The organism is Massilia sp. GER05 (assembly GCF_052056005.1).
Taxonomy (GTDB): Bacteria; Pseudomonadota; Gammaproteobacteria; order Burkholderiales; family Burkholderiaceae_D; genus Telluria; species Telluria orientalis.
This window is the reverse complement of record NZ_CP178858.1, coordinates 5,091,615-5,114,514: the sequence shown is the minus strand read 5'-3', so window position 1 is coordinate 5,114,514 and position 22,900 is coordinate 5,091,615. Positions and strand designations below refer to the sequence as shown.

The window sequence follows — 22,900 nt, the reverse complement described above, 5'->3', positions numbered from 1 at the left end:
GCGCTCATCCTTACCGGATGGCCGAAGGCGAGGCTCCCCTGGGAGTCTCGCCTTTTTTTATGCCGTTCAATTGAAAATTGGATTTTTTACAGGTGTGCTACAGTCACTCAGCAGTTAATTTAAAAATAACTTTATGAACTGAGCAAGGAGTGCAATATGACAACTCGTTACCTCATCGCGGCGGCTCTGCTGGTCGGGAGCGCATGCGGAGCCCAGGCAGAAGTGGTCTCGGGGAACCAATCGGGCTTCCTGTCCGGATGGACCGGCGGGAACGGCGCGGACGTGGTCAGTTCGGGCGTGCTGGCGAACGGCACAAGCCTGGTCGGCGGCGCCGCCTACGGCAGCGGCAACCTGGCCGAAACCCTGTACCAGAAGGCCAGCGCCAACGTCGGCCAGAGCGGTGCGCCGGTCAAATTGACGTATTCGCAGGGCATCGAAGGCACGTATCTGCTGAGCACGAGCAATGCGAGGCTGGCGGCGATGCTGGGTAACGGCATGGCGGTGGTGTCCACGAGCGACGGCAAGGTCGTCACGGTCGGCCAATCGGGCAGCGTGACGGTGGGCAACGGTGGCGGCTTCGGCGGCGGCTTCGGCAACGGCGCGATCGGGGGCGGCGCGCCGGGCGGCGGCAATGCGTCCGGCGGCGGCAGCGCATCCAATGGCGGCGGCGCGTCCGGGGGCGGCACGGCGGTGGCCGGCGGTGGTTCCACCAAGGGCGGCGGCTCGACGAATGCGGGCAACGGCGTCGACGGCGCCCCGTCCGGCAATTACAACAACGGGAACGGCGCGACGGTGATCACGCCGGCGGCCGGCGGCCAGGAGGGCGGCGCCATCGTCCAACTGCCGATCCCGGCGCAGAACAGCCATGCCGGCGGCAACGCCGGCAACGGCGGCGGCATCGGCGGCATCAGTGACGATGTCGGCGTGGGCCTGCCGGCCGCGCCCGCGGCGGCCGTGCCGGAACCGTCGTCGATCGCCCTGATGATGGCGGGCATGCTGGGCGCGATGGGCATCGTCCGTCGCCGCAAGCGCTGATCGACAGGCTACGCAGCATCACGAACGCCCCCGCCCGCGCGGGGGCGTTTGCATTTGGGCCGCGCGCTTCTTGCCGGATGATTTCGGGTACAATCTTTGGAACGGTCGTGCTTTTTTGGCCGGCATAACAAAGGAGACAACATGGACCTGACCTATACCGGCGACGACCTGGCCTTCCGCGACCAGGTGCGTGCCTTCCTCGAGGCCGAGCTGCCGGCCGACCTGCGCCACAAGGTGGCCAACCACCTGCGCCTGCACAAGGACGACTACGTGCGCTGGCACCGCATCCTCGCGCGCCGGGGCTGGGCCGCGCCCGGCTGGCCGCGCGAGTACGGCGGCCCGGGATGGACGCCCGTGCAGCGCCACATCTTCGAGGAAGAATGCGCCCGCGCCGGTACGCCGCCCGTGCTGCCGTTCGGGGTGAACATGGTCGCGCCCGTCATCATGGCGTTCGGCAGCGAGGAACAGAAAGCGTATTACCTGCCGCGCATCCTGGCGTGCGAGGACTGGTGGTGCCAGGGCTATTCCGAGCCGGGCGCCGGGTCCGACCTCGCGTCGCTGAAGACGACGGCGGTGCGCGACGGGGATCACTACATCGTCAACGGCCAGAAGACGTGGACGACGCTGGCCCAGCACGCCGACATGATCTTCTGCCTCGTGCGTACCGACCCGGCCGTGCGCAAGCAGGAGGGCATCTCGTTCCTGCTGGTCGACATGCATGCGCCCGGCGTCACCGTGCGCCCCATCGTCATGCTCGACGAGGACCACGAGGTGAACGAGGTCTTCTTCGACAACGTGCGCGTGCCCGTGGCGAACCTCGTCGGCCAGGAAAACCGCGGCTGGACGTATGCGAAATATCTGCTGGGCCACGAGCGCACGGGGATCGCGGCCGTGGGCCGGTCCAAGCGCGAGCTGGCCCGGCTCAAGGCGCTCGCCCGGCGCGAGCGGAAGGACGGCGCGCCGCTGCTGCGCGATCCGCTGTTCGCGGCGAAAGTCGCGGACCTCGAGATCGAGCTGATGGCCCTCGAGATGACGGTGCTGCGCGTGCTGGCGCAAGCCGACAAGGCGCCGGGGCCGGAAGCGTCCGTGCTGAAGGTGCGCGGCACCGAGATCCAGCAGCGGCTGTCGGAACTGATGGTCGAGGCGGCCGGTCCGATGGCGCTGCCGTTCGACCCGGCCTACCTGGAAGGCGAGCAGGCGCACAGCGCCATCGACGACGACTTCGCCGCGCCGCTGCTGCCGCATTACTTCAATTTCCGCAAGACGTCGATCTACGGCGGCTCGAACGAGATCCAACGCAACATCATCTCCCAGATGATCCTGGGCCTGTGAGGAAAGACATGGACTTCAACTTCAAGGAAGAGCAGCTGCAACTGGCGGACGCGCTCAAGCGCTGGATCGCGCGCGACTACACGTTCGAGGCGCGCCGCGCCATCGTCGGGTCGGCGGCCGGCGTATCGGATGCCGCTTGGGCCACGCTCGCCGAGCTCGGCCTGACGGCACTGCCGCTGCCGGAAGCGCAGGGCGGCTTCGATGGCGATGCCGTCGACATGTTCGTCGTGATGCAGGAACTCGGCCGCGGCCTCGTGGTCGAACCGTATTTCGCGACGATGTTCGGCGCCGAGTTCCTGCGTCGCGGGCGTGCGCATGAAGCGCTGCTCGAACGCGTGGCCGCGGGCGACCTGAAGCTGGCTTGTGCGCTGGGCGAGCGCCAGTCGCGCCACGACCTGCGCGATATCGCAACGCGCGCCGCCCCGGATGGCGCCGGCTGGCGCCTGAACGGCGAAAAGAAGGTCGTGTTGCACGGCGCGCAGGCGGGCGTGCTGATCGTGTCGGCCAGGACGGCCGGCGCGCAGCGCGACGAGGATGGCATCACGCTGTTCGCGGTGCCGGCGGACGCGGTGGGCGTGGTCATGCGCGACGTGCGCATGCTGGACGGCCAGCGTGCGGCCGACGTGCTGCTGCGCGACGTGACGGTCGGCGCGGATGCCGTGATCGGCACCGTGGGCGCAGGCTGGACCATCCTGGAAGCGGCGGCCGACCATGGCGCCGGCCTGCTGTGCGCGGAAGCGTTGGGTGCGATGGATGCGCTGTTCGGCGCGACGCTCGACTACCTCAAGACGCGACAGCAGTTCGGCGTGCCGATCGGTAAGTTCCAGGCCCTGCAGCACCGCATGGCCGACATGTACGTGCATCTGGAGCAGGCCCGTTCGATGGCGCTGCTGGCCGCCGTGCGCCTTGCCGATGATGCGCGCACGGGCAATGTCGCCGAGCGCCGCCGCGCGGTCGCGGCCGCCAAGTACCGCGTGGGCCAGGCCGCCCGCTTCGTGGGCCAGCAGGCGATCCAGCTGCACGGCGGGATGGGCGTGACGGACGAGTTGCCGGCGTCGCATTATTTCAGGCGCCTGTCGACGATCGAGCTGACGCTGGGCGATTGCGACCATCACCTGGCCCGCTTCATCGCGCAGCCGGGCTTTTACGATGACGAGGAGGCGGCATGAAGGCGTACTGGTACTTCGAGGATTTCGAACCCGGCCAGGACATCGACCTGGGCACGCGCACCGTCACGGAAGACGAGATCGTCGCGTTCGCGCGGGAGTTCGATCCGCAGCCGTTCCACCTCGATCGCGGGGCGGCGGCGGAGTCGATCTTCGGCGGCGTGATCGCCAGCGGCTGGCACACGTGCAGCATGATGATGCGCATGGTCGTCGACGGGCTGATGAACCGCTCGGCCAGCATGGGCTCGCCCGGCCTGGACGGCGTGCGCTGGCTCGCGCCGGTGCGCGCGGGGGACACGCTGAACGTGCATTACCGGACCACGCGGGTGAAGGCGTCCGCGTCGAAGCCCGACCGCGGCGTCGTCTGGTCCACATGGGTCGCGCTCAACCAGCATGGCGAGACCGTGTGCACGGTCGAAGGCATGGGCATGTTCGGGCGCCGGCCCGGCGCGGAGGCTCGCCATGGCTAGCGCCCTGCACGAAGTGACGGGACTGGACGCGCTGCGCGGCCTCGTCGGCACGGAGCTGGGCCGGTCGCGCTGGTTCGAGATCGGCCAGGACCGCATCGCCACGTTCGCCGACGCCACCGACGACCACCAGTGGATCCACATCGATCCCGCACGCGCGGCACGCGAATCGCCGTTCGGCGGGACCGTGGCGCACGGCTTTCTCACCCTGTCGCTGCTGCCGTCGATGCTGTCCGACGTGCTCGTCATGGCCGACGCGAAGCTGGTCGTGAACTACGGCTTGAACAAGGTGCGGTTTCCCGCGCCGGTGCCGGCCGGCAGCCGCGTGCGCGCGGCGATCGTGCTGGCGGCGTTGGACGATGAACATGGATCGAGCCAGCTGACGCTCGACGTCACGGTCGAACGCGAGGGCGGCACGAAGCCCGTGTGCGTGGCCGAATTCCTCGTGCGGCGCTACGCGTGACAGGCTAGGCGACGCAGTCGGCCCCGCCCAGCCGGTAGCGGTTGCGGCCCTCGGCCTTGGCCTGGTACAGCAGGGCGTCGGCCACCTGGATCAGGTCGGCCGGGATACTGTGCTCGCCCGGCACCATGCAGGCGATGCCCATGCTGGCGGTGAGGCGGGAGGCCGTGGGCGACGCGGCGTGCGGGAGCGCCATCTGCTCCAGCTCCGTCATCAGGCGGTGCGCCACGCCGGTGGCGCCACGGCCGTCCAGCTGCGGCAGCAGGATCGCGAACTCCTCGCCGCCGTAGCGCGCCACGAGGTCCTGCGTGCGCGCGGCGGCGCGCCGCATCGCGGTCGCGAACTGCACGAGCGTCGCGTCGCCGGCCTGGTGGCCGTAGTGGTCGTTGTACAGTTTGAAGTGGTCGATGTCGACCAGGATCAGCGCCACCGGCAGGCCCGCGCGGCCGCAGCGGCGCCATTCGGCATCGAGGCGCTCGTCGAAGGCGCGGCGGTTCGCGACGCCGGTCAGGGCGTCCGTGAGGATCAGCGCGCGCAGGGCGTCGCGCTGGCGCTTGACGGTCAGTTGCGTGCGCACGCGGGCGCGCACGACGGCGGCGTTCACCGGCTTGCTGATGAAGTCGGCCGCGCCGGCGCCCAGTGCGCGCGTCTCGTCCTCGGGCGACTTCAGCGCCGTCACGAAGATCACGGGGATGTCGCTCGTCTCGGGCGCCGCCAGCAATTCCTTGCAGACGGCATACCCGTCCATGCCGGGCATGACGGCGTCCAGCAGGATCAGGTCGGGCTGCTGGGTACGGGCGATCTCGAGCGCGCGTGGACCGTCCATCGCGAACAACACCTCGTGCTCGTCCTGCAGGGCGCCGTGCAGGATCTGGATGTTTTCCATTGCATCGTCGACCACCAGGATGCGGCCGTTGACGGCCATGTCGGTCCAGCTCATGCATCTTCCTTCGTATCCAGTAGCGTCCGCACCAGCTGCCCCGCCTCTTCGAAGCGCAGGGTCGCCACGGCATCCGCCAGCGGGGCCACCTGGCATGGTTCGAGGCGGGCGAGGGCGGGGCGCAGCGTCTCGAACTGCGCGATCGCTTTCATGTTGTTATTGTGGAGCAAATCGAGGAGTTGCGCCAACTCGCGCTGCAGGATAGCGCTATCTTCCGGCACCGCGGCCGGCGCGGGCCTGGCCTCCGGCGCGGGAAGGTCGCGTGCCGCCTCCAGCACGATGGACAGCGCGGCGCCGAGACGGGCGAGGCGCAGCGCGAGCGCCGCCTCGTCCTCGCTGCGCAGCGCCTGTTCCAGCTCCAGCGCCTCGCTCGCCACGTCCGTCGCGCCGAGGTTGGCGGCCACGCCGCGCAGGCGGTGCGCGGCCTGGCCCGCCCTGGCGCGGTCGCCGGCGTCGAGCAGGGCGCGGATGTCGGCCACGGCGCCGCCCTGCGAGCTTTCGAAGCGCCTGAACAACGCGGCGAAGTTGGCGAAATTGCCGCCGAAACGGGGCAGCGTTGCCTTGAGGTCGATGCCGGGCAGGTAAGCCGGCACGGCCAGCCCGGCGGCGAGCGCCGACTGCGCCGCTTCGGACCGTGACGCCGCCGGCCGGCCGGTGACGCGGACCAGCATGTTCACCAGTTCGTCCACGTCGATCGGCTTGGCGAGGTAATCGTTCACGCCCGCGGCCAGCGCGCGGCGGCGGTCCTCGTCCAGTGCGTTGGCCGTCATCGCGATGATCGGCAGCCGGTCGAGCCCCATCGCGCGGATCGCGTGGGTCGCCTCGAAGCCGTCCATCACGGGCATCTGCAGGTCCATCAACACCGCGTCGTAGTGCGCCGCGCAGTTGGTTGAATGTTCGTCGAGCATGCTGACGGCAACGCGGCCGTTGGCGGCGAAATCGACGCTGGCGCCCGCGTGCACGAGCACGTAGTTCGCCACTTCCTGGTTGAGCAGGTTGTCCTCGACGACGAGCACGCGCATGCCGACCAGGCGCCCGGCCAGCGGCGTCGGTCGTCCGCTCGCCGGCGCGGGCGCGCCGCTGTGCAGTTCCGCCAGCGCGTCGGCCACCGCGCCCGGCGTGAACGGCTTCGCGAGCACGGCGTCGATGCGCAGGTCGGCCGCCACGGCGTCGAGGCGTTCCCGTTCCGGGTCGGCCGCGAGCAGCGCGCAGCGGGGCAGGGCAATCGCCTGGTCGGCGCGCGCGAAGGCGATGACGGACGCGCCGTCCAGGTCCGCCAGGACGCTGTCGATGAACGCGACGTCGAACGGGCCGGCGGTGCGCAGCAGCGCGAGCGTGTCCGCGCCGCTCGCGGCCGTCTCGACGTGCCAGCCGCGGCCCGCGAGCAGGGCGGCCAGCGCGGCGCGGCTGCTCGCGTTGTCGTCGGCGACGAGGACGCGCAGCGGCGGCATCCCGGGCTGTGCGGGCGCGGCGTCGCCGGCGACGCGGAACGGCGCGCTGAAGCGGAACGTGGCGCCCCGCCCGGGCACGCTGTCCACGCGCAGGTCGCCGCCCATCAGGCGCACGAGGCGGCGGCTGATGGCGAGGCCCAGCCCCGTGCCGCCGTACTTGCGGCTCGTGGACGTGTCGGCCTGCGAGAAGGCCTCGAACATGCGCTGCTGCTGCTCGGGCGGGATGCCGATGCCGGTGTCGCGCACGGTGAACGCCAGCGCATCCGGACCGGCCGGTTCGATGGTGAGCACGACTTCTCCATGTTCCGTGAACTTGATCGCGTTGCTGACGAGGTTGAGCAGCACCTGGCCGAGGCGCATCGGGTCGCCCACGAGGCGCGCCGGCACGTCGGGGTGGACCGCGAACACGGGTTCGATGCCCTTGTTCCACGCGCTCGTGGCGGACATCGCGGCGACGCTGGCGAGGACGTCGTCCAGCGCGAACGGCGTCTGTTCGAGCACGAGCTGGCCCGCTTCGACCTTCGAATAATCGAGGACGTCGTTCAGCATCGACAGCAGCGATTTCGCGGCCATCTGCATGCGCGCGACGTAGCCCCGCTCGCGCCGGCCCAGGTCGGCCTCCTCGAGCAGGCGCGCGAGGCCGATGACGGCGTTCATCGGCGTGCGGATCTCGTGGCTCATGTTGGCGAGGAACTCGCCCTTGGCGCTGCTGGCCGCTTCGGCCGCGCGCAGCGCTTCCTCCAGGCGCGACTGGGTGCGTTTGAGTTCCGTGATGTCCGCGTGCAGCATGTAGAAGCCCTGCACGCGGCCGTCGGCGTCGAAGTCGGGGATGTAGCTGCTCCACGCCTGGATCACCTTGCCGGAGCCCTTGCGGTGCAGCCTGCGCTCGAAGAACTGGCGCTCGCCGCGCAGCACGGCTTCCATGTGCGGCATCACTTCGCGGACCTGGTCTTCGTCCACGAGTTCGAGCATCGTGTGGCCGATGACGTCGGCGGCGTCGCGCTCCAGCCAGTCGAGATAAGGCTTGTTGGCGAAGCGGCAGCGCAGGTCCGCGTCCCAGTAGCCGACGAGCGCGGGCAGGTGGTCCGTCACGGTGCGGATCATGCGCTCGCTCTCTTCCAGGCGGCGGCTGGCGGCCCGGAGGGCGGCGGACGTCTCCACGCGCGCGGTGATGTCGCGGATGGTGCCCTGCACGATGCCGCGGCCGCCGATGTCGACGCTGTTCAGCAGCACGTCGGCGTGGAACAGCGAGCCGTCGCGGCGGCGGTAGATCCACTCGAAGCGGTTGCCGCCCGTGTCGAGCGTGCGCCGCATCGCCTCGTGCCACAGCTCGTCCGAGCGGCGGCCGTTCGGCTGGCATTCGGGCGAGCTGCTGGCCGGCGCCATCGCGAGGAATTCGTCCGCGCCCGCGCAGCCGAACAGGTCGATCGCCGCCTGGTTGGCGCTGATGAAGCCGGCCCCGTGGGCGATCAGCACGTGGGCGTCGCCCGAGCCTTCGAACAGCGCGCGGAACATCACCTCGTTGTCGCGGTTGCGCTGTTCCTGGCGCTTGCGCTCCGTGATGTCGAGGACGACGGCGTTGATGCCGACCAGGTCCCGATCCCGTCCGTACACCGGGTAGTAGCTGCAGATCCAGTGGCGCATGGTGCCCGGCTCCGCGGGCGATTCCCCGCTGTCCTCGACATCGATCAGCGGCCTCCCCGTCGTCAGCACGTGGCGGTAGGGCCGTTCGATGTGGACGCCCCGTTCGCCCAGCAGGTCGGGCAGGGTGTGCCCGATGTGGGCGCTGGCCGGGAGCGCGTTCACGGCCGCCAGGTAGTCGTTGATCATCACGACCTTCAGGCTGCGGTCGAGGAACGCGAGGCCGACCGGTGCCGTCGCGTACACGGTCGCCAGCATGGCGGAGGAACGCTGCAGTGCGTCGGTGCGCTCGGCCACGAGCGATTCCAGGCCGGCGCGGTATTGTTGCAGCTCGCCTTCGACCTTGCCGAGCGCGCGCGCGACGGTCGCCGCCTCGCGGATCGCCAGCGGCGGGATCACGAGCGCCTCGCCGCGGCCGAGGGCCGCTGCCGGCTCGGTCAGGGCGCGCACCGAGCGCGCGATCGAATCGCCGATGCGCCAGGCCAGGCCCAGGCTGACGGCCAGCATGACGGCGATCCACGCGAGCGTCGTGGCGGGATCGGGGCCGAGGATCTCGCGCGCGGCGTGGCGCGGGAAACCGATCGCCACGGCCCAGTCGTGGCCCAGCGTGCGCGCATAGGCCGAGTACATCGCCTGCGGACCATGCGCCGTCAGCTCGACGATGCCGACCGGCCTCTTGGCCACCGCCTTGATCAGATCCGGATGCATCCTGTCGCCGATCCCGTGCGGTGTGTGGCCGCGGTAGGCGACCAGCCTGCGGTTGTTGTCGAACACGAGCGCGCTCCAGCGCGCCGGCAGGTTCTGGTTCGCGAGCAGTTCCTGCAGGCGGCGCGGGCGCAGTTCGACCGTCACCGCATACGCGACCTTGCCCTCGCTCCAGACCGGCACGGTGATCGAGATCACCCAGGGCTGCGTGGCGTCGCCCCGGTGCAGGCCGGACGTGACGGCGTCGCCTTTGGCGAAGACGGCGCGGATGTCGGCCTCGTTGCCGCGGGGCGGGAGTACGCTGCCGATGGCGTGGCGCGTGTCGAGGAGGACTTTGCCGTCGGGCGCGCTGACTGCGACCGCATAGGCGGGGAATTCGGGGCGCAGCAGCCGGCGCGCGGCCGTGTGGAACGCGGCCAGGTCGCCTCTGGCGAGATTCGCCTGGTTGGCGAGGGTGCGCGCCGCCGTTTCGCCGTTGGCGAGGTCGCGGTCGACGGCCGCGGCCAGCGCGCGCGCGATCATCTCCGCATCCTCGGCGACGTGGACCCGTTCGCGCTGGTCGGCGTCCCTGGCGAACACGATGTAGCCGATCAGGATCGGCAGGGCGCACGCCAGGACGAGCGTCACGAGCTTGGCGCGTATGGAAGGGAGAGAACGACGTTGTAACAGCTGCACAGCAAGCTCCGCGGATAATGCGCAGCCCAGGCGCCTTGCCAGCATGGTAGCCCAGCAGCCATCTCGTGTAAATTCGGGGTCAGAGCACATTTTGGGCAGGCGCCGCAGCCGCAAGTGCCTGTTTTATCGGACATTTAACGCCGCGCGTCGGGGAAAAAGTGGACCTGACCCCGAATCTTGGCAACATTTGTTTCTTGCATGGCATGCAGGAGTGACATGAAGTCGCGCGGACGATACGTTTTGCCTTACGTAAAGTCATTCTCCATGTTAATTTTTCGTTCCTCTGGCATACAATGAAGGACTAGTCCTACATTGATCGAAGAGGTGGTATGGCCCGGCCCGAAAAAGTCCGACTTGGCGAAATCCTGGTGCAACAAAAGCTCCTGTCGGAAGACCAGCTGAACCAGGCGCTTGCCGACCAGAAGCGCACGGGCCGCAAGCTCGGCCGTGTGTTCGTCGAGAGCGGTTTCGTCACGGAAGAGCAGATCTCGGGCGCGCTGGCACGCCAGCTGGGCATCCCTTACCTCAACCTCAAGTTCTACAACATCAACCAGGACGTCGTGCGCCTGCTGCCGGAAACGCAGGCGCGCCGCTTCCGCGCGCTCGTGCTGGAAGACCGCGGCGAGACGATGCTCGTCGGCGTCTCGGACCCGACCGACCTCTTCGCCTACGACGAGATCGCGAGACTCCTCAAGAAGGGCGTCGAGCTGGCGGTCGTCAACGAGACCGAAGTGCTGCAGGCGATCGACCGCATCTACCGCCGCACGGGCGAGATCACGGGCCTGGCGCGCGAGCTCGAACAGGACCTGGGCGACACGACCTCCGTCGACTTCAACGCGCTGTCCGCCAACTCCGGCCTCGAAGAAGCGCCGGTGGTGAAACTGCTGCAGTCGGTGTTCGACGACGCGGCCCAGGTGCGCGCGTCCGACATCCACATCGAGCCGCAGGACGGCCGCCTGCAGATCCGCTTCCGCATCGACGGCGTGCTGCACCTGCAGACGGAAGCCGACATCAAGATCGCGACGCCGCTGGCGCTGCGCCTGAAGCTGATGGCGGACCTGGACATCTCGGAAAAACGCCTGCCGCAGGACGGCCGCTTCGCCGTCAAGGTGCGCGGCCAGCGCATCGACGTCCGTATCTCGACGATGCCCACGCAGTACGGCGAATCCGTCGTCATGCGTCTGCTGAGCCAGGTGGGCATGAACTTGCGCCTGGATGCGATCGGCATGCCGGCCGCGCTGGTGGAACGCTTCCGCGCCATCGTCCAGCGGCCGAACGGCCTCGTGCTCGTGACGGGACCGACGGGTTCCGGCAAGACGACCACGCTGTACAGCGCCCTGGCCGAGCTGAACTCCGTCGAGAAAAAGCTCATCACGGTCGAGGACCCGATCGAATACCGGCTGTCCGGTATCAACCAGGTGCAGGTCAACGACAAGATCGAGCTGAATTTCGCGCGCGTGCTGCGTTCCGCGCTGCGCCAGGACCCGGACATCGTGCTCGTCGGCGAGATGCGCGACCAGGAGACGGCGCAGATCGGCCTGCGCGCCGCCATGACGGGCCACCTCGTGTTGTCGACCTTGCACACGAACGATGCGGCATCGACCCCGCTGCGCCTGATGGACATGGGCGTGCCGCGCTACATGGTGAGCGGCTCGCTGCAGGCCGTGCTGGCGCAGCGTCTCGTGCGCGTGATCTGCGAAAGCTGCTCCGAGCCGTACCAGCTGCCGGCGCCGGAACGCGCCTGGCTGCGCGCCGAACTGGGCGACCGCGCCGAAACCGTGCCGTTCTTCCACGGGCGCGGCTGCTCGCACTGCAACGGCACGGGCTACCGCGGCCGCACGGGCGTGTATGAACTGCTGGAGATGACGCGCGCCGTCAACGAAGCCGCCAACCATCCGGACCCGTCGCACTTCCTGAAGGTGGCGCATGCCGAGATGCGCGGCGAGACGCTGCGCCGCAGCGGTGTGCGCCTCGCGATCCAGGGCCGCACGACCGTGGCGGAAGCCATGCGGATCAGCAACCAGATGGAAGACTGATAGACATTCATGCCGTTCTTCGCCTACAAGGGCCGCAACGCGCGCGGCGAATTGATGCAGGGGGTGCTGGAAGGCGCCGACAGCAGCGCCATCGCCGACCAGTTGTTCGGCACCGGCGTCACGCCGCTCGACATCACCCCGACCACCCGCAAGGCGACCACGCCGGGCAACGCCGCAGGCGCCAACGACAGCCTGTGGGAACGCCTGACGCGCAAGAAGGTCACGTCGATCGACGTGCAGCTGTTCAGCCGCCAGATCTACACGCTGCTGAAGTCGGGCGTGCCGATCATGCGCGGCCTGGCCGGGCTGCAGGAATCGGCGACCAATAAAAGCTTCGCGCGCGTGATCCAGGACCTGCGCGAGTCGCTGGACGCGGGCCGCGAACTGTCGACCGCGATGCGCCGCCACACGGAATGCTTCACGCCGTTCTACCTGTCGATGGTGCGCGTGGGCGAGATGACGGGCCGCCTGGAAGAAGTCTTCCTGCGCCTGTTCGACCACCTGGAATTCGACCGCGACATGCGCGACCGCGTGAAGACGGCGATGCGCTATCCCACGTTCGTCATCATCGCGATGATCGCGGCGATGGTCGTGGTGAACGTGTTCGTGATCCCGCAGTTCGAAAAGGTCTTCCAGAGCTTCCATGCCGAGCTGCCGCTGATGACGCGCATCCTGATCACGACGTCGCGCTTCACCGTCGAGTACTGGCCCGTGATGCTCGGCGCCGCCGTGGCGGCCTTCTTCGGTGTGCGGACGTGGACGCGGACCGTGTCCGGCCGCCTGGCGTGGGACCGCTGGAAGCTGCGCTTCCCCATCGCCGGCAAGATCATCCACAAGGCCACGATGGCCCGCTTCGCGCGCAGCTTCGCGCTGTCGATCCGCAGCGGCGTGCCGATCGTGCAAGCCCTGTCGGTCGTCGCGCAGACCGCCGACAATGCCTACCTGACCATGCGCCTGGACCAGATGCGCGACGGCGTCGAGCGGGGCGAAAGCATCCTGCGCACGGCGACCAACGCCCAGGTGTTCACGCCGATCGTGCTGCAGATGATCGCCGTGGGCGAGGAATCCGGCTCGCTCGACGACCTGATGGACGAGATCGCGCAGATGTACGAACGCGAGGTCGACTACGAACTCAAGACGCTGTCCAGCCAGATCGAGCCGATCCTGATTACCTTCCTCGGTGCGATGGTGCTCGTGCTGGCGCTGGGCATCTTCCTGCCGATCTGGGACCTGGGCAAGGCAGCCCTGCATCATTGACGAGGCATCCATGATTCGTGTGAAGACAACCCGCGGTTTCACCCTGTACGAATTCGCGATCGTCGCCGCCATCACGGCGGCGCTTTCCACGGTGCTGCTGCACCGCCTGGACGGCTACCGCCGCGCGGCCGAGGACGCGGCGGCGCGCCAGACCGTGGCCGCGCTGCGCACGGCGCTGCAGGTCGAGGCGGCCCGCCATCCCGATACGCTCGCGGCGCTGGCCGGACAGAATCCGATGCGCCTGCTGGCACGGCCGCCGGCGGATTATCTTGGCGAATTCGCACTATCCGGGCAGGGTAGTGTGGCACGAAACGGGTGGGTGTTTGACCCACGCGACAAAATCCTTGTTTATCTCACCTCGGAACGAGAAAGATTTGCTTCGGGCAAATCGAAATTGCCCACGTTCAAGGTAGAATTCACTCATACACCTGCTGACGCGGGGAAACAAATGATGAGCCTTGCATTAAATGAAATCGATACGCAAGGCGGTCGTTAATCAAAACCCATGCGGCCGGGAACGCCGCACCTACATCGGAGAGAGCATGAAAGTAAGTATCAAGAGCAATGCGCAGGGCGGCTTCACCTTGATCGAATTGATCGTCGTGATCGTTATTCTGGGCATTCTGGCTGCGACGGCACTGCCGAAGTTTGCCAGCCTCGGCGGCGATGCGCGCCTGGCCAGCCTGAATGCGGCGAAAGGCGCTCTGAGCGCCACTGCGGCGATGGCACGTGGCAAGTTCCTGGTGGATCCGTCGGTCGCCAAAGCCCTGAAGCTGACGGTCGAAGGCACGGAAATGACCCTGCTTGCCAATGGCTATCCGCAGGCGGACAAGGCCACTGCGGAAGCCGCTGGCCTGAAGGACGGTACGGACTATACCGTCTACACGGCCACCGTGACTGGCGGCCCGACGGTCCCGGGCAACTCGATTGCTCTCGTGCCGAACAGCCTGGTCGGGACGACGAATGCGGGTAATTGCTTCGTCACCTATACCGTGACGTCGACGACCGCACCGGTTGTGCAGTTGGCGAGCACGGCAACGGCAGCAAACTGCAACTGATCCACTTCGCTTGGATCGATCGGGACCGCACGCGGTCCCGATTCTCGTTTACGGACCGAATGCAGCGTATAGACCACACCCCATTAGTAGTTCCGCACGGAAAACCAAATATATTCTCCCAGAGTAAAAATTTGGTATCGGATTTTCCTACCGCTTGAATATAATCAAGCCTCTATCGCACTTATCTCGACCAAGTCACGGATAACCATCGCCACGCATGGGTTTTTTCAGTAAAGCACAGAACAATGCAGCCTGGCTGGCCATGGTGCCGCAGCGCGACGGGATCGCGGCGGCCAGCGTGCGCCGTGGCGCGGGCGATGGCGCGAAGCCGGCCGTGACGCATGCCGTCTTCTTTCCCGGCGCCCCGTCCGCGGACAGCCTCGACAAGGCCGCGAAGGAGATGCACAGCGCGAGCTACCGCTGCACGACGGTGCTGGCCGGGGGCGACTACCAGTTCATGTCGGTCGAATCGCCGAACGTGGCGCGCGAGGAACTGAAAAGCGCCATGCGCTGGCGCCTCAAGGACATCCTCGATTTCCCCATCGACGACGCCACGTTCGACGTCCTCGACGTCCCGCTCGATCCGAACGCCGTCGTGCGCCCGCAGCAGAGCGTGTTCGCGATCGCGGCGCGCAACAGCATCGTGGCCGCGCGCCAGAAGATGTTCAACGCGGCCAAGGTGAAACTGCGCGCGATCGACATTCCCGAGATGGCACAGCGTAACGTGTCCGCGCTGCTCGAGCAGGACGGCCGCGGCATCGCGCTGCTGTCGTTCGGCGAGGACGGCGGCCTGCTGACCGTGTCGTGGCGCGGCGAGCTGTATCTGTCGCGCCGTATCGACGTCACGCTGGCCCTGCTGCTCGACGACGACCACGACCGCAAGCACCAGGCCTTCGACAAGATCACGCTCGAACTGCAGCGCTCCCTCGACAACTTCGAGCGCCAGTTCTCGTTCATCAGCGTGGCCAAGCTCGTGCTGGCGCCGACCGGCGCCGCGGGCCTCGACGAATACCTGTCGGGCAACCTGTACACGCGCGTCGAGACGCTCGACCTGGCCGACGTGCTCGACCTCGAACGCGTGCCGGACCTGGCCGACCCGGGCCGCCAGCAGCGCTTCTTCGTGCCCATCGGCGCCGCGCTGCGCGAGGAGGAGGGCGCGGCATGAGCCAGCAGATCAACCTGTTCAATCCCGCGTTCCAGCCGCAGAAGAAGATCTTCTCCGTCAATGCGATGGCCGGCGCGCTCGGCGTGCTGGTGCTGCTCGTCGTCGGCACGGGCGTGTACGCCAAGGTGCGCGTCGCGCAGTTGGAAGCGAGGGTCGCGCGCGGCGAGGAGCAGGTGCAGGCCGCGCAGAAGCGCCTGGAAGCCGCCACCGCCGAATTCGCGCCGCGCACGAAGGACGGCCGCCTCGAAGCGGAGGTGGCCGCGGCCCAGGCCGAGCACGATGCGCTGCGGCGCGTGGCCGACGTCATCCAGCGCGGTGACCTGGGCAATACCGAAGGCTATGCCGAATACTTCCGCGCGCTGGCGCGGCAAAGCGTCGACGGCCTGTGGCTGACGGGCGTGACCATCACCGGCGCCGGCACGGAGATCGGCGTGCGCGGGCGCGCGCTCGACCCCGCCCTCGTGCCGGGCTACCTCGCGCGCCTGCGCAATGAACGCGTCCTGCAGGGCAAGCCGGTGGGCAGCATGCAGATCGGCCAGGCCGCCACCGTCAAGGTGCGCGATGCCGACGGCAAGGAGTCCGACGCGCCCGCGCCGTACGTCGAATTCAGCCTGCAGTCGGCGGCCGCCGGTGCGGCCTCGACGCCGGCCACCGGAGGCCAGCCATGAAGCGCCGCTGGCTCCAGTTCGCGGCGCGCGTGGAAGCGCTGCAGCCGCGCGAACGCATCATGGCATTCGGCGCCGCCGTCGTCGTGCTCGTGTTCCTCGCGAATACGTTCGTGTTTGCGCCGATGTCGCGCAAGGAAGCGGCGCTGCGCTCGACGCTGCAGCAGCAGACCATCACCATCGGCGGCATCGCGGCCGACATCGAAGGCAAGGCGCGCGCCTACGGCAACGATCCGAACGAAGCGCTGCGCAAGCACCTGGGCGAATTGCGGGCCGAGACGGCGCGCACGAGCGACGAGCTGCGCACGATGCAGAAAGGCCTCGTGCCGCCGGAACGCATCGCGCCGCTGCTGGAAGCGATCCTGCGCGCGAACGGGCGCCTGAAGCTCGTGTCGCTGAAGACGCTGCCCGTGTCGACGCTGACCGACGGCGCGGCGCCGGCACCGGCGGCCGTGCCGGCAGCGGCTCCGGCCGCACCGGCGCCGCCGCCCGCCGTGAAATCGCCCGACCTACTGTACCGGCACGGCGTCGAACTGACGGTGCGCGGCAGCTATCTCGACATGGTCGACTACATGCAGGCGCTGGAAACGCTGCCCACCCAGCTGTTCTGGGGCAAGGCGCAGCTGGATGCGGAAGCGTACCCGAACGTGCGCCTGACCCTGACGCTGTACACCCTGAGCCTGGACCCGAAATGGATGAAGCTGTGATTCCGACGACGATGAAGCCGGCCCTGCGCGCCGCATTCCTTGCGCTGCTGCTGGCGGGCGGCGCCCACGCGCAGCCGCTGCAGGACCCGACGAAACCGCCCGCGGCGGCGACGCCGGTCGCGCTGGGTCCGCAGGCCATGAGCAGCGGCCCGCAGCTGCAATCGATCCTGATCGGGCGCGCGGCGGGCGGGCGCCACGTGGCCGTCATCGACGGCGAGACGGTGCGCCTGGGCGAGAGCTTCCGCGGCGCGAAGGTCGTGCGCATCCGCGAGAACGAGGTGGAACTGGTGCGCGGCGGCGAACGCCAGGTGCTGCGCCTGTACGCCGAAGCCGAAGGCGGCATCAAGGGCGACCACGCCGCCACGGTCACCGTGCGGCGCTGACAGAGGATGAGGATGAACGACAAGCGTATTCCGATGCGTTCCATGGCGACGGGCGCCGCCGCGCTGTTGACGCTCATTGCGCTGGGCGGCTGCCAGACGACGCCCAGCGTGACGACCTACGACAACATCAAGGGCGAGGTGGCGAGCGGCGCGAGCAAGCGCCCGGCCGCCGCGCCGACGGTCGACGCGGCCGTCGCCGACGCGCTGCTGCCGCCGGCCGCCGCGCCGACGGTCGACGCGGCCGTCGCCGACGCGCTGCTGCCGCCGGCCGCCGCGCTGGCGACGCAACTGCCGAAGGCGCGGCCCGCGCTGGAGGAGCGTTTCAACGTCTCCTTCAACAACGTGCCGGCGCAGCAGTTCTTCCGCTCGATCGTCGCTGGCACGCGCTACAACATCCTCGTGCATCCGGACGTTGCCGGCACCATCACGGCGAACCTGAAGGACGTGACCTTGCCGGAGACGCTCGACGCGATCCGCGAGATGTACGGCTACGACTACCGGATCGACGGCACGCGCATCTCGATCAAGCCGCTGACAATGCAGACCAAGATGTTCCATGTGAACTACCTGGTCGGCAAGCGCTCAGGGACGTCGAGCACGCGCGTGACGTCGACGTCGGTCGCGAACGCGGTCAACAACCAGAACGGCAACGGCTACGGCAACAATGGCAGCAACCAGGGCCAGAACCAGAACGGCAACAACGGTAACAACCAGAACAACAACGGCAACAACCCGAACGGGCAGAACGGCGGGCAGATGGACAGCACGGACGTCGCCACGACGTCCGCCAACGATTTCTGGGGCGACCTGAAACTGGCCATCGAGGCCATCGTGGGATCGAAGGAGGGCGGCCGCAGCGTCGTCGTCAGCCCGCAGTCGGGCGTGCTCGTGATCCGCGCGATGCCGGACGAGCTGCGCAACGTCGACGCTTATTTGAAGGCCACGCAACTCGCCGTCGACCGCCAGGTGATCCTGGAAGCGAAGATCCTCGAAGTGGAGCTGAACGACAGCTACCAGAGCGGCGTCAACTGGGCGTCGTTCGCGTCGATCAAGAGCGGCCACGACAACCGCGTCTCGGGCGGCATGATCGCGCCGGGCGCCACGCTCACACCGCTGCCGTTCGGCGGCGGCCAGCCTGCGGTGATCACGGATCCGAGCACCGGCCTGTCGGCCAGCAGCGGCTTCTCGCTGTCGAATGCGGCGGGTGCGGCCGGCTCGATGTTCGGCCTGGCCGTGCAGACTGCGAACTTCGCGGCGCTGATCTCGTTCCTCGAAACGCAGGGCACCGTGCACGTGCTGTCGAGCCCCCGCGTGGCGGCCGTCAACAACCAGAAGGCCGTGCTGAAGATCGGTACCGACGAGTTCTACGTCACCGGCGTGCAGACGACCACGAACTCCACGACGACCGGCAACACGGTATCGCCGAGCGTCACGCTGCAGCCGTTCTTCTCCGGCGTCGTCCTCGACGTCACGCCGCAGATCGACGAGAAGGGCAACATCCTGCTGCACGTGCACCCGTCCGTGAGCCAGGTCTCGACGATCAACAAGTCCGTCAACCTGGGTACGGCCGGCAGCCTGAACCTGCCGCTCGCGGCATCGGCGACGTCGGAACTGGACAGCATCGTGCGCGGCCAGAATGGCCAGGTCGTCGCCATCGGCGGCTTGATGCGCCAGTCGTCGACGGCGGACGATTCGCAGCTGCCGGGGACCGGCAGGGTGCCGGTGCTGTCGGCGCTGTTCGGCGCGAAGAAGCGCGTGAACCAGAAGCGCGAACTGGTCGTGCTGATCAAGCCGACCATCGTCGAAGGCATCAACAACTGGAACGACGACCTGCTCGACACGAACCGCCGCATCGAGCAGCTCGACCCGCGCACCCGGGGGAGCCGCTGAATGTACACGGCCCACTTCGGCCTGCGCGAACTGCCGTTCGGGATCACCCCGGACACCAGCTTCTTCTTCGGCGCCCCGCATTCGCAGGAAGCCCTGAACACGCTGCTCGTCGCGGCGCGCGGCGGCGAGGGCTTCATCAAGATCACGGGCGAAGTCGGCACCGGCAAGACCCTGTTGTGCCGCAAGTTCATGGCGACGTTGGGCCCGGAATTCGTCACGGCGTACATCCCGAATCCGTACCTCGAGCCGCGTACGCTGATGCTGGCGCTCGCGGACGAGCTGGAAGTCGGCTACGACAAGGACGCCGACCAGCACCAGGTCCTGAAAGCCATCACGCACCGGCTGCTGCATCTGGCGGGCGGGGACAAGCGCGTGCTGCTGTGCCTCGACGAGGCGCAGGCGATGCCCGTCGAGACGCTCGAGGCGCTGCGCCTGCTGACGAACCTGGAGACGGAAAAGCGCAAGCTGCTGCAGATCGTCCTGTTCGGCCAGCCGGAGCTGAACCGCAAGCTGGAGCTGCAATCGATCCGTCAGCTCGCCCAGCGCATCACGTTCCACTATCATCTCGGTCCGTTGAGCCGCGACGACCTCGATTACTATGTGGCGCACCGCCTGCGCGTCGCCGGGTATGATGGGGCGCGCCTGTTCTCGCGCGGTGCGGTGGCCCGCCTGTACGCCGCCAGCGGCGGCGTGCCGCGCCTCGTCAACATCCTCGCGCACAAGGCCATGATGCTGTGCTACGGCCAGGGACGCCAGCAGGTCGCGCGCGCGCACGTGAACCTGGCCGCACGCGACACGCTCGCGACGCGCAGGCGCCGCGTGTGGCCCTGGGCCGCATCCGCCGCCGCGCTGGCCGCCGCGGGCGCGGGCCTGGTCTGGGCGCTGAGCCATTGACGGGAGCCGGAATGAGCCTGATTAACAAGATGCTGCAAGACCTGGACGCGCGCGGCACGCCCAAGGACGGCGAACTGCCGGGCCAGGTGAAGCCGGTGGCGCGCGGGCCGTACCGGCCGAACCGGCGCGCGATCGCGGCTGCCGTCGGCGGTGCGCTCGCCGCAAGCGCACTCGGCTGGCTGGCCTTGTCCCAACTGCACCGCACGCCGGCGCCGGCACCGGCCGCGCCGGCGCCCGTCGCTGCCGTCCGCGTGGCGCCGGTGGTCACGGGTCCCGTGCAGGCTTCTCCGGTCGTGGCCGTGCCGGTGCAGGCGCCCGCCGCGCCGGCGACGCCGCCGCCCGCCGTGGAAAAGACCGTAGACGCGCCGGCAACGAAGCACATGACGCGGGCGGAGCGCCGCGCGGAACGCAAGCGCCTCGCGGAAGAAAAAGCCGCGGCGCGCAAGGCGGAGCAGGCGGCGCGGACGCCGTTCGTGCGCGCGCAGGACGTGGCGCCGATGGAGCCGGACAGCGCGGAAGCGCGCGAGGCGCGTCGCGCCATGGCGCAGGCGCTGGCCGCAAGGGGCAAGTCCCCGAAGAAGACGTCCGCCGCGATGGTGGCCGCCGCGCGCGCGGCCGCGCACGACGACGCGCCGCCGAAGGGCAAACGCAACGTCCAGGGCCGCCACGAGACGGGCGCCCAGCGCGCGGAAGGCGAATACCGGCGCGCGCTGGCGAGCCTGCAGGAAGGCCGCATGATCGAGACCGTCGCGGCGCTCGAGCAGGCGCTGAAATACGAACCGACGCACGAAGCGGCGCGCCAGACCCTGGTCGGCCTGCTGATCGAGGCGAACCGCAACGACGAGGCGATGCGCCAGCTGCAGCTGGGCCTCACCCTGGACCCGCGCCAGCCCGCGATGGCGATGCTGCTGGCGCGCTTGCAGATCGAGCGTGGCGGCAACGGCATCGACACCCTGATGCGCACCTTGCCGTACGCGGGCAACGACGCCGACTACCACGCCTTCCTGGCGGCCGCGCTGGCACGCCAGCAGCGTCACCGCGAGGCGGCCGAGCAGTATCACCAGGCCGTGCGCGCGGTGCCGTCGAACGGCGTGTGGTGGATGGGCCTCGGCATCTCGCTGCAGGCCGAGAAACGCAACGGCGAGGCGCTCGACGCGTTCCAGCGGGCGCGCGCCGGCGGCGGGTTGTCGCAGGAATTGCAGGGGTTCGTGGAGCGCCGCATCCAGCAGCTCGCCCATTGACGTCGCGTGGGCAAGGGGTGCCACGCTCCGGTATTCGTCGACGGCCGTAGGGTGGGCACCCTGTGCCCACCATTGCATGCATCACACCTCCGCGAGGCGCTCCAGGGCCACGCTCAACGTCTCGTCCCTTTTCGCAAAGCAGAACCGCACGATGCGGGACTCCGTCGGCTTGCTGTAAAAGGCCGACACCGGAATCGCGGCCACCTTGATCTCGCGCGTGAGCCACTGCGCGAATTCCGATTCGCCCAGGTCCGAAATCCCGTCGTAGCGCACGCACTGGAAGTACGTGCCGTCCGCCGGCAGCAGCGTGAACCGCGTGCGCGCCAGCCCCGCGCGGAACAGGTCGCGCTTGCGCTGGTAGAACGCGGGCAGGTCGCGCCACGGCGCCGGGTCGCGCATGAAGGCGGCCAGGCCGGCCTGCATCGGCGTGTTCACGCTGAAGACGTTGTACTGGTGGACCTTGCGGAATTCCGCCATCAACGGCGCTGGCGCGGCCACGTAGCCCACCTTCCAGCCCGTCACGTGGTACGTCTTGCCGAAGCTCGACACGACGAACGCGCGCTCCGCCAGCATGGGATGGCGGCTCACCGACGCGTGCGGCTGGCCGTCGTAGACCATGTGCTCGTACACCTCGTCCGACAGGATCAGGATATCGGTCCCTTCGACGATGGCGGCCAGCGCATCGAGGTCGGCCTGGCGCAGGATCGTGCCCGTGGGGTTGTGCGGCGTGTTCACGACGATCATCCGGGTCCTGGGCGTGACGGCCGCCGCGACGGCGTCCCACGGCACGCTGTAGCCGCCGGCGTCCACGCGCATCGCGACGGGCACCGGCAAGCCGCCGGCCAGGGTGATCGACGGCTGGTAGCTGTCGTAGCACGGCTCGATGACGATGACTTCGTCGCCCGGATGCACGGCGCACAGGATCGCCGTGATGATGCCTTGCGTGGCGCCGGCCGTGACCGTGATCTCGGCGCTGGCATCGTAGGCGTGGCCGTACAGTGCGGCCAGCTTGGCGGCGATGGCCTCGCGCAGCACGGGCAGGCCGGTCATCGGCGCGTACTGGTTGTGACCCGCGCGCATGGCGGCATCGACCGCGTCCAGCAGGCGCGGATCGCAGTCGAAGTCGGGGAAGCCCTGGCCCAGGTTGACGGCGCCGTGCTCGCCCGCGAGCGCGGACATCAGGGTGAACACGGTGGTGCCGACGGCCGGCAGGCGCGATTGCAGGACGGGTGTGGTCATGGTGCGTACGGGTTGGATGGGGCTGCCGGGGCCTCGGTCTTGACCCAGGCGTCGGGCGTCATGATGCGGAAGAGGTTCTCGCGCGCGGCGCGGCGGGCCAGTTTCAACAACGCCTTGTCCTTCGTGACGAGGACGGCGGCATCGGCGTCGCGCGCGATCTCGAGGAATTTCTGGTCGTCGCGGTCCGTGCAGATGGGCAGGCGCAGCGCGCGCGACGTCGGCGCCACCACCTCGATCAGGGCGTCGAAGGCGGCCTCCGCCTGCGGCCGGGTGCGGTCGTCGAGCGGCAGGTGCGAATAATGCAGCACGATCCGGTACTCGTCGCGGCAATCGGCGCGGGTGACGGCGCGCACCTTGCCGGATTCGAGCGCGGCAAGCAGGGGCGCCCAGCGCGGGTCGCGGAATACGAACAGGTCGAGGCAGACGTTGGTGTCGATGACGATGGGTTTCGCTGAAGCAGGTATCATGTCAGCAATTTTACCCGCTGTACGTG

At 68.6% G+C, this 22,900-nt stretch carries 20 protein-coding genes; 16 read left to right on the top strand and 4 right to left on the bottom strand.

The window, feature by feature from the left end; translation table 11 throughout:
• The first annotated feature begins 156 nt into the window (after positions 1-156).
• The 5 genes from ACL58G_RS22640 (at position 157) to ACL58G_RS22620 (ending at position 4,463) form a co-directional block, all read left to right on the top strand.
• Positions 157-1,035: a PEP-CTERM sorting domain-containing protein gene (locus ACL58G_RS22640; protein WP_440963250.1), complete on the top strand. Its 879-nt coding sequence runs from the start codon at positions 157-159 to the stop codon at positions 1,033-1,035.
• A 141-nt stretch (positions 1,036-1,176) separates the two neighbouring features.
• Complete coding sequence (locus ACL58G_RS22635; RefSeq protein ID WP_440963249.1) at positions 1,177-2,367, top strand: acyl-CoA dehydrogenase family protein; 1,191 nt, start codon at positions 1,177-1,179, stop codon at positions 2,365-2,367.
• 8 nt (positions 2,368-2,375) lie between these two features.
• Entirely contained in the window at positions 2,376-3,536 is a 1,161-nt protein-coding gene (locus ACL58G_RS22630) for an acyl-CoA dehydrogenase family protein (protein WP_440963248.1), read from the top strand.
• Positions 3,533-4,003, top strand: a complete 471-nt coding sequence (locus tag ACL58G_RS22625) for a MaoC family dehydratase (protein ID WP_440963247.1) — start codon at positions 3,533-3,535, stop codon at positions 4,001-4,003. The genes ACL58G_RS22630 and ACL58G_RS22625 overlap by 4 nt, the downstream gene beginning before the upstream one ends.
• On the top strand, positions 3,996-4,463 hold the full coding sequence (locus ACL58G_RS22620; RefSeq protein ID WP_413344260.1) for a MaoC family dehydratase: 468 nt from the start codon (positions 3,996-3,998) through the stop codon (positions 4,461-4,463). Before ACL58G_RS22625 ends, ACL58G_RS22620 begins: the two co-directional genes overlap by 8 nt.
• Before the next feature lie 4 nt (positions 4,464-4,467).
• Here the strand turns inward: ACL58G_RS22620 and ACL58G_RS22615 are convergent, their stop codons facing one another.
• Together ACL58G_RS22615 and ACL58G_RS22610 are read right to left on the bottom strand one after the other, a co-directional pair.
• A complete protein-coding gene (locus tag ACL58G_RS22615; protein WP_440963246.1) occupies positions 4,468-5,400 on the bottom strand; it encodes a diguanylate cyclase in 933 nt (310 codons plus the stop codon).
• Positions 5,397-9,824, bottom strand: coding sequence for a PAS domain-containing protein (locus ACL58G_RS22610; RefSeq protein ID WP_440963245.1), 4,428 nt, complete (start codon positions 9,822-9,824; stop codon positions 5,397-5,399). The genes ACL58G_RS22615 and ACL58G_RS22610 overlap by 4 nt, the downstream gene beginning before the upstream one ends.
• A 377-nt stretch (positions 9,825-10,201) precedes the next feature.
• Between ACL58G_RS22610 and ACL58G_RS22605 the strand changes: the two genes are divergently transcribed.
• The 11 genes from ACL58G_RS22605 (at position 10,202) to ACL58G_RS22555 (ending at position 21,168) form a co-directional block, all read left to right on the top strand.
• Entirely contained in the window at positions 10,202-11,908 is a 1,707-nt protein-coding gene (locus ACL58G_RS22605) for a GspE/PulE family protein (RefSeq protein WP_160409818.1), read from the top strand.
• Between the two features lie 9 nt (positions 11,909-11,917).
• Positions 11,918-13,165, top strand: a complete 1,248-nt coding sequence (locus ACL58G_RS22600) for a type II secretion system F family protein (protein ID WP_440963244.1) — start codon at positions 11,918-11,920, stop codon at positions 13,163-13,165.
• A gap of 10 nt (positions 13,166-13,175) precedes the next feature.
• The gene (locus ACL58G_RS22595; protein WP_440963243.1) at positions 13,176-13,661 is read left to right on the top strand and encodes a hypothetical protein; all 486 of its coding nucleotides are present in this window, start codon (positions 13,176-13,178) and stop codon (positions 13,659-13,661) included.
• 46 nt (positions 13,662-13,707) lie between these two features.
• Positions 13,708-14,223, top strand: a complete 516-nt coding sequence (locus ACL58G_RS22590) for a type II secretion system protein (RefSeq protein WP_440963242.1) — start codon at positions 13,708-13,710, stop codon at positions 14,221-14,223.
• Positions 14,224-14,440: 217 nt separating this feature from the next.
• A complete protein-coding gene (gene pilM / locus ACL58G_RS22585; RefSeq protein WP_440963241.1) occupies positions 14,441-15,388 on the top strand; it encodes a type IV pilus biogenesis protein PilM in 948 nt (315 codons plus the stop codon).
• Positions 15,385-16,056 (top strand): hypothetical protein, encoded by a 672-nt coding sequence (locus tag ACL58G_RS22580; RefSeq protein WP_440963240.1) that lies wholly within the window; start codon positions 15,385-15,387, stop codon positions 16,054-16,056. The genes pilM and ACL58G_RS22580 overlap by 4 nt, the downstream gene beginning before the upstream one ends.
• Complete coding sequence (locus tag ACL58G_RS22575) at positions 16,053-16,760, top strand: hypothetical protein (RefSeq protein WP_440963239.1); 708 nt, start codon at positions 16,053-16,055, stop codon at positions 16,758-16,760. Before ACL58G_RS22580 ends, ACL58G_RS22575 begins: the two co-directional genes overlap by 4 nt.
• Positions 16,745-17,143: a hypothetical protein gene (locus tag ACL58G_RS22570; protein WP_413388350.1), complete on the top strand. Its 399-nt coding sequence runs from the start codon at positions 16,745-16,747 to the stop codon at positions 17,141-17,143. Before ACL58G_RS22575 ends, ACL58G_RS22570 begins: the two co-directional genes overlap by 16 nt.
• A gap of 12 nt (positions 17,144-17,155) precedes the next feature.
• Entirely contained in the window at positions 17,156-19,033 is a 1,878-nt protein-coding gene (gene mshL / locus ACL58G_RS22565) for a pilus (MSHA type) biogenesis protein MshL (RefSeq protein ID WP_440963238.1), read from the top strand.
• Positions 19,034-19,927: an ExeA family protein gene (locus ACL58G_RS22560; protein WP_413388352.1), complete on the top strand. Its 894-nt coding sequence runs from the start codon at positions 19,034-19,036 to the stop codon at positions 19,925-19,927.
• Between the two features lie 11 nt (positions 19,928-19,938).
• Positions 19,939-21,168 (top strand): tetratricopeptide repeat protein, encoded by a 1,230-nt coding sequence (locus ACL58G_RS22555; RefSeq protein WP_440963237.1) that lies wholly within the window; start codon positions 19,939-19,941, stop codon positions 21,166-21,168.
• A gap of 81 nt (positions 21,169-21,249) precedes the next feature.
• On the opposite strand, the gene ACL58G_RS22550 is transcribed toward ACL58G_RS22555, so the two are convergent.
• Positions 21,250-22,407: a pyridoxal phosphate-dependent aminotransferase gene (locus tag ACL58G_RS22550; protein ID WP_440963236.1), complete on the bottom strand. Its 1,158-nt coding sequence runs from the start codon at positions 22,405-22,407 to the stop codon at positions 21,250-21,252.
• Positions 22,404-22,874, bottom strand: a complete 471-nt coding sequence (locus ACL58G_RS22545) for a putative toxin-antitoxin system toxin component, PIN family (RefSeq protein WP_440963235.1) — start codon at positions 22,872-22,874, stop codon at positions 22,404-22,406. Before ACL58G_RS22545 ends, ACL58G_RS22550 begins: the two co-directional genes overlap by 4 nt.
• Between the last annotated feature and the right edge of the window lie 26 nt (positions 22,875-22,900).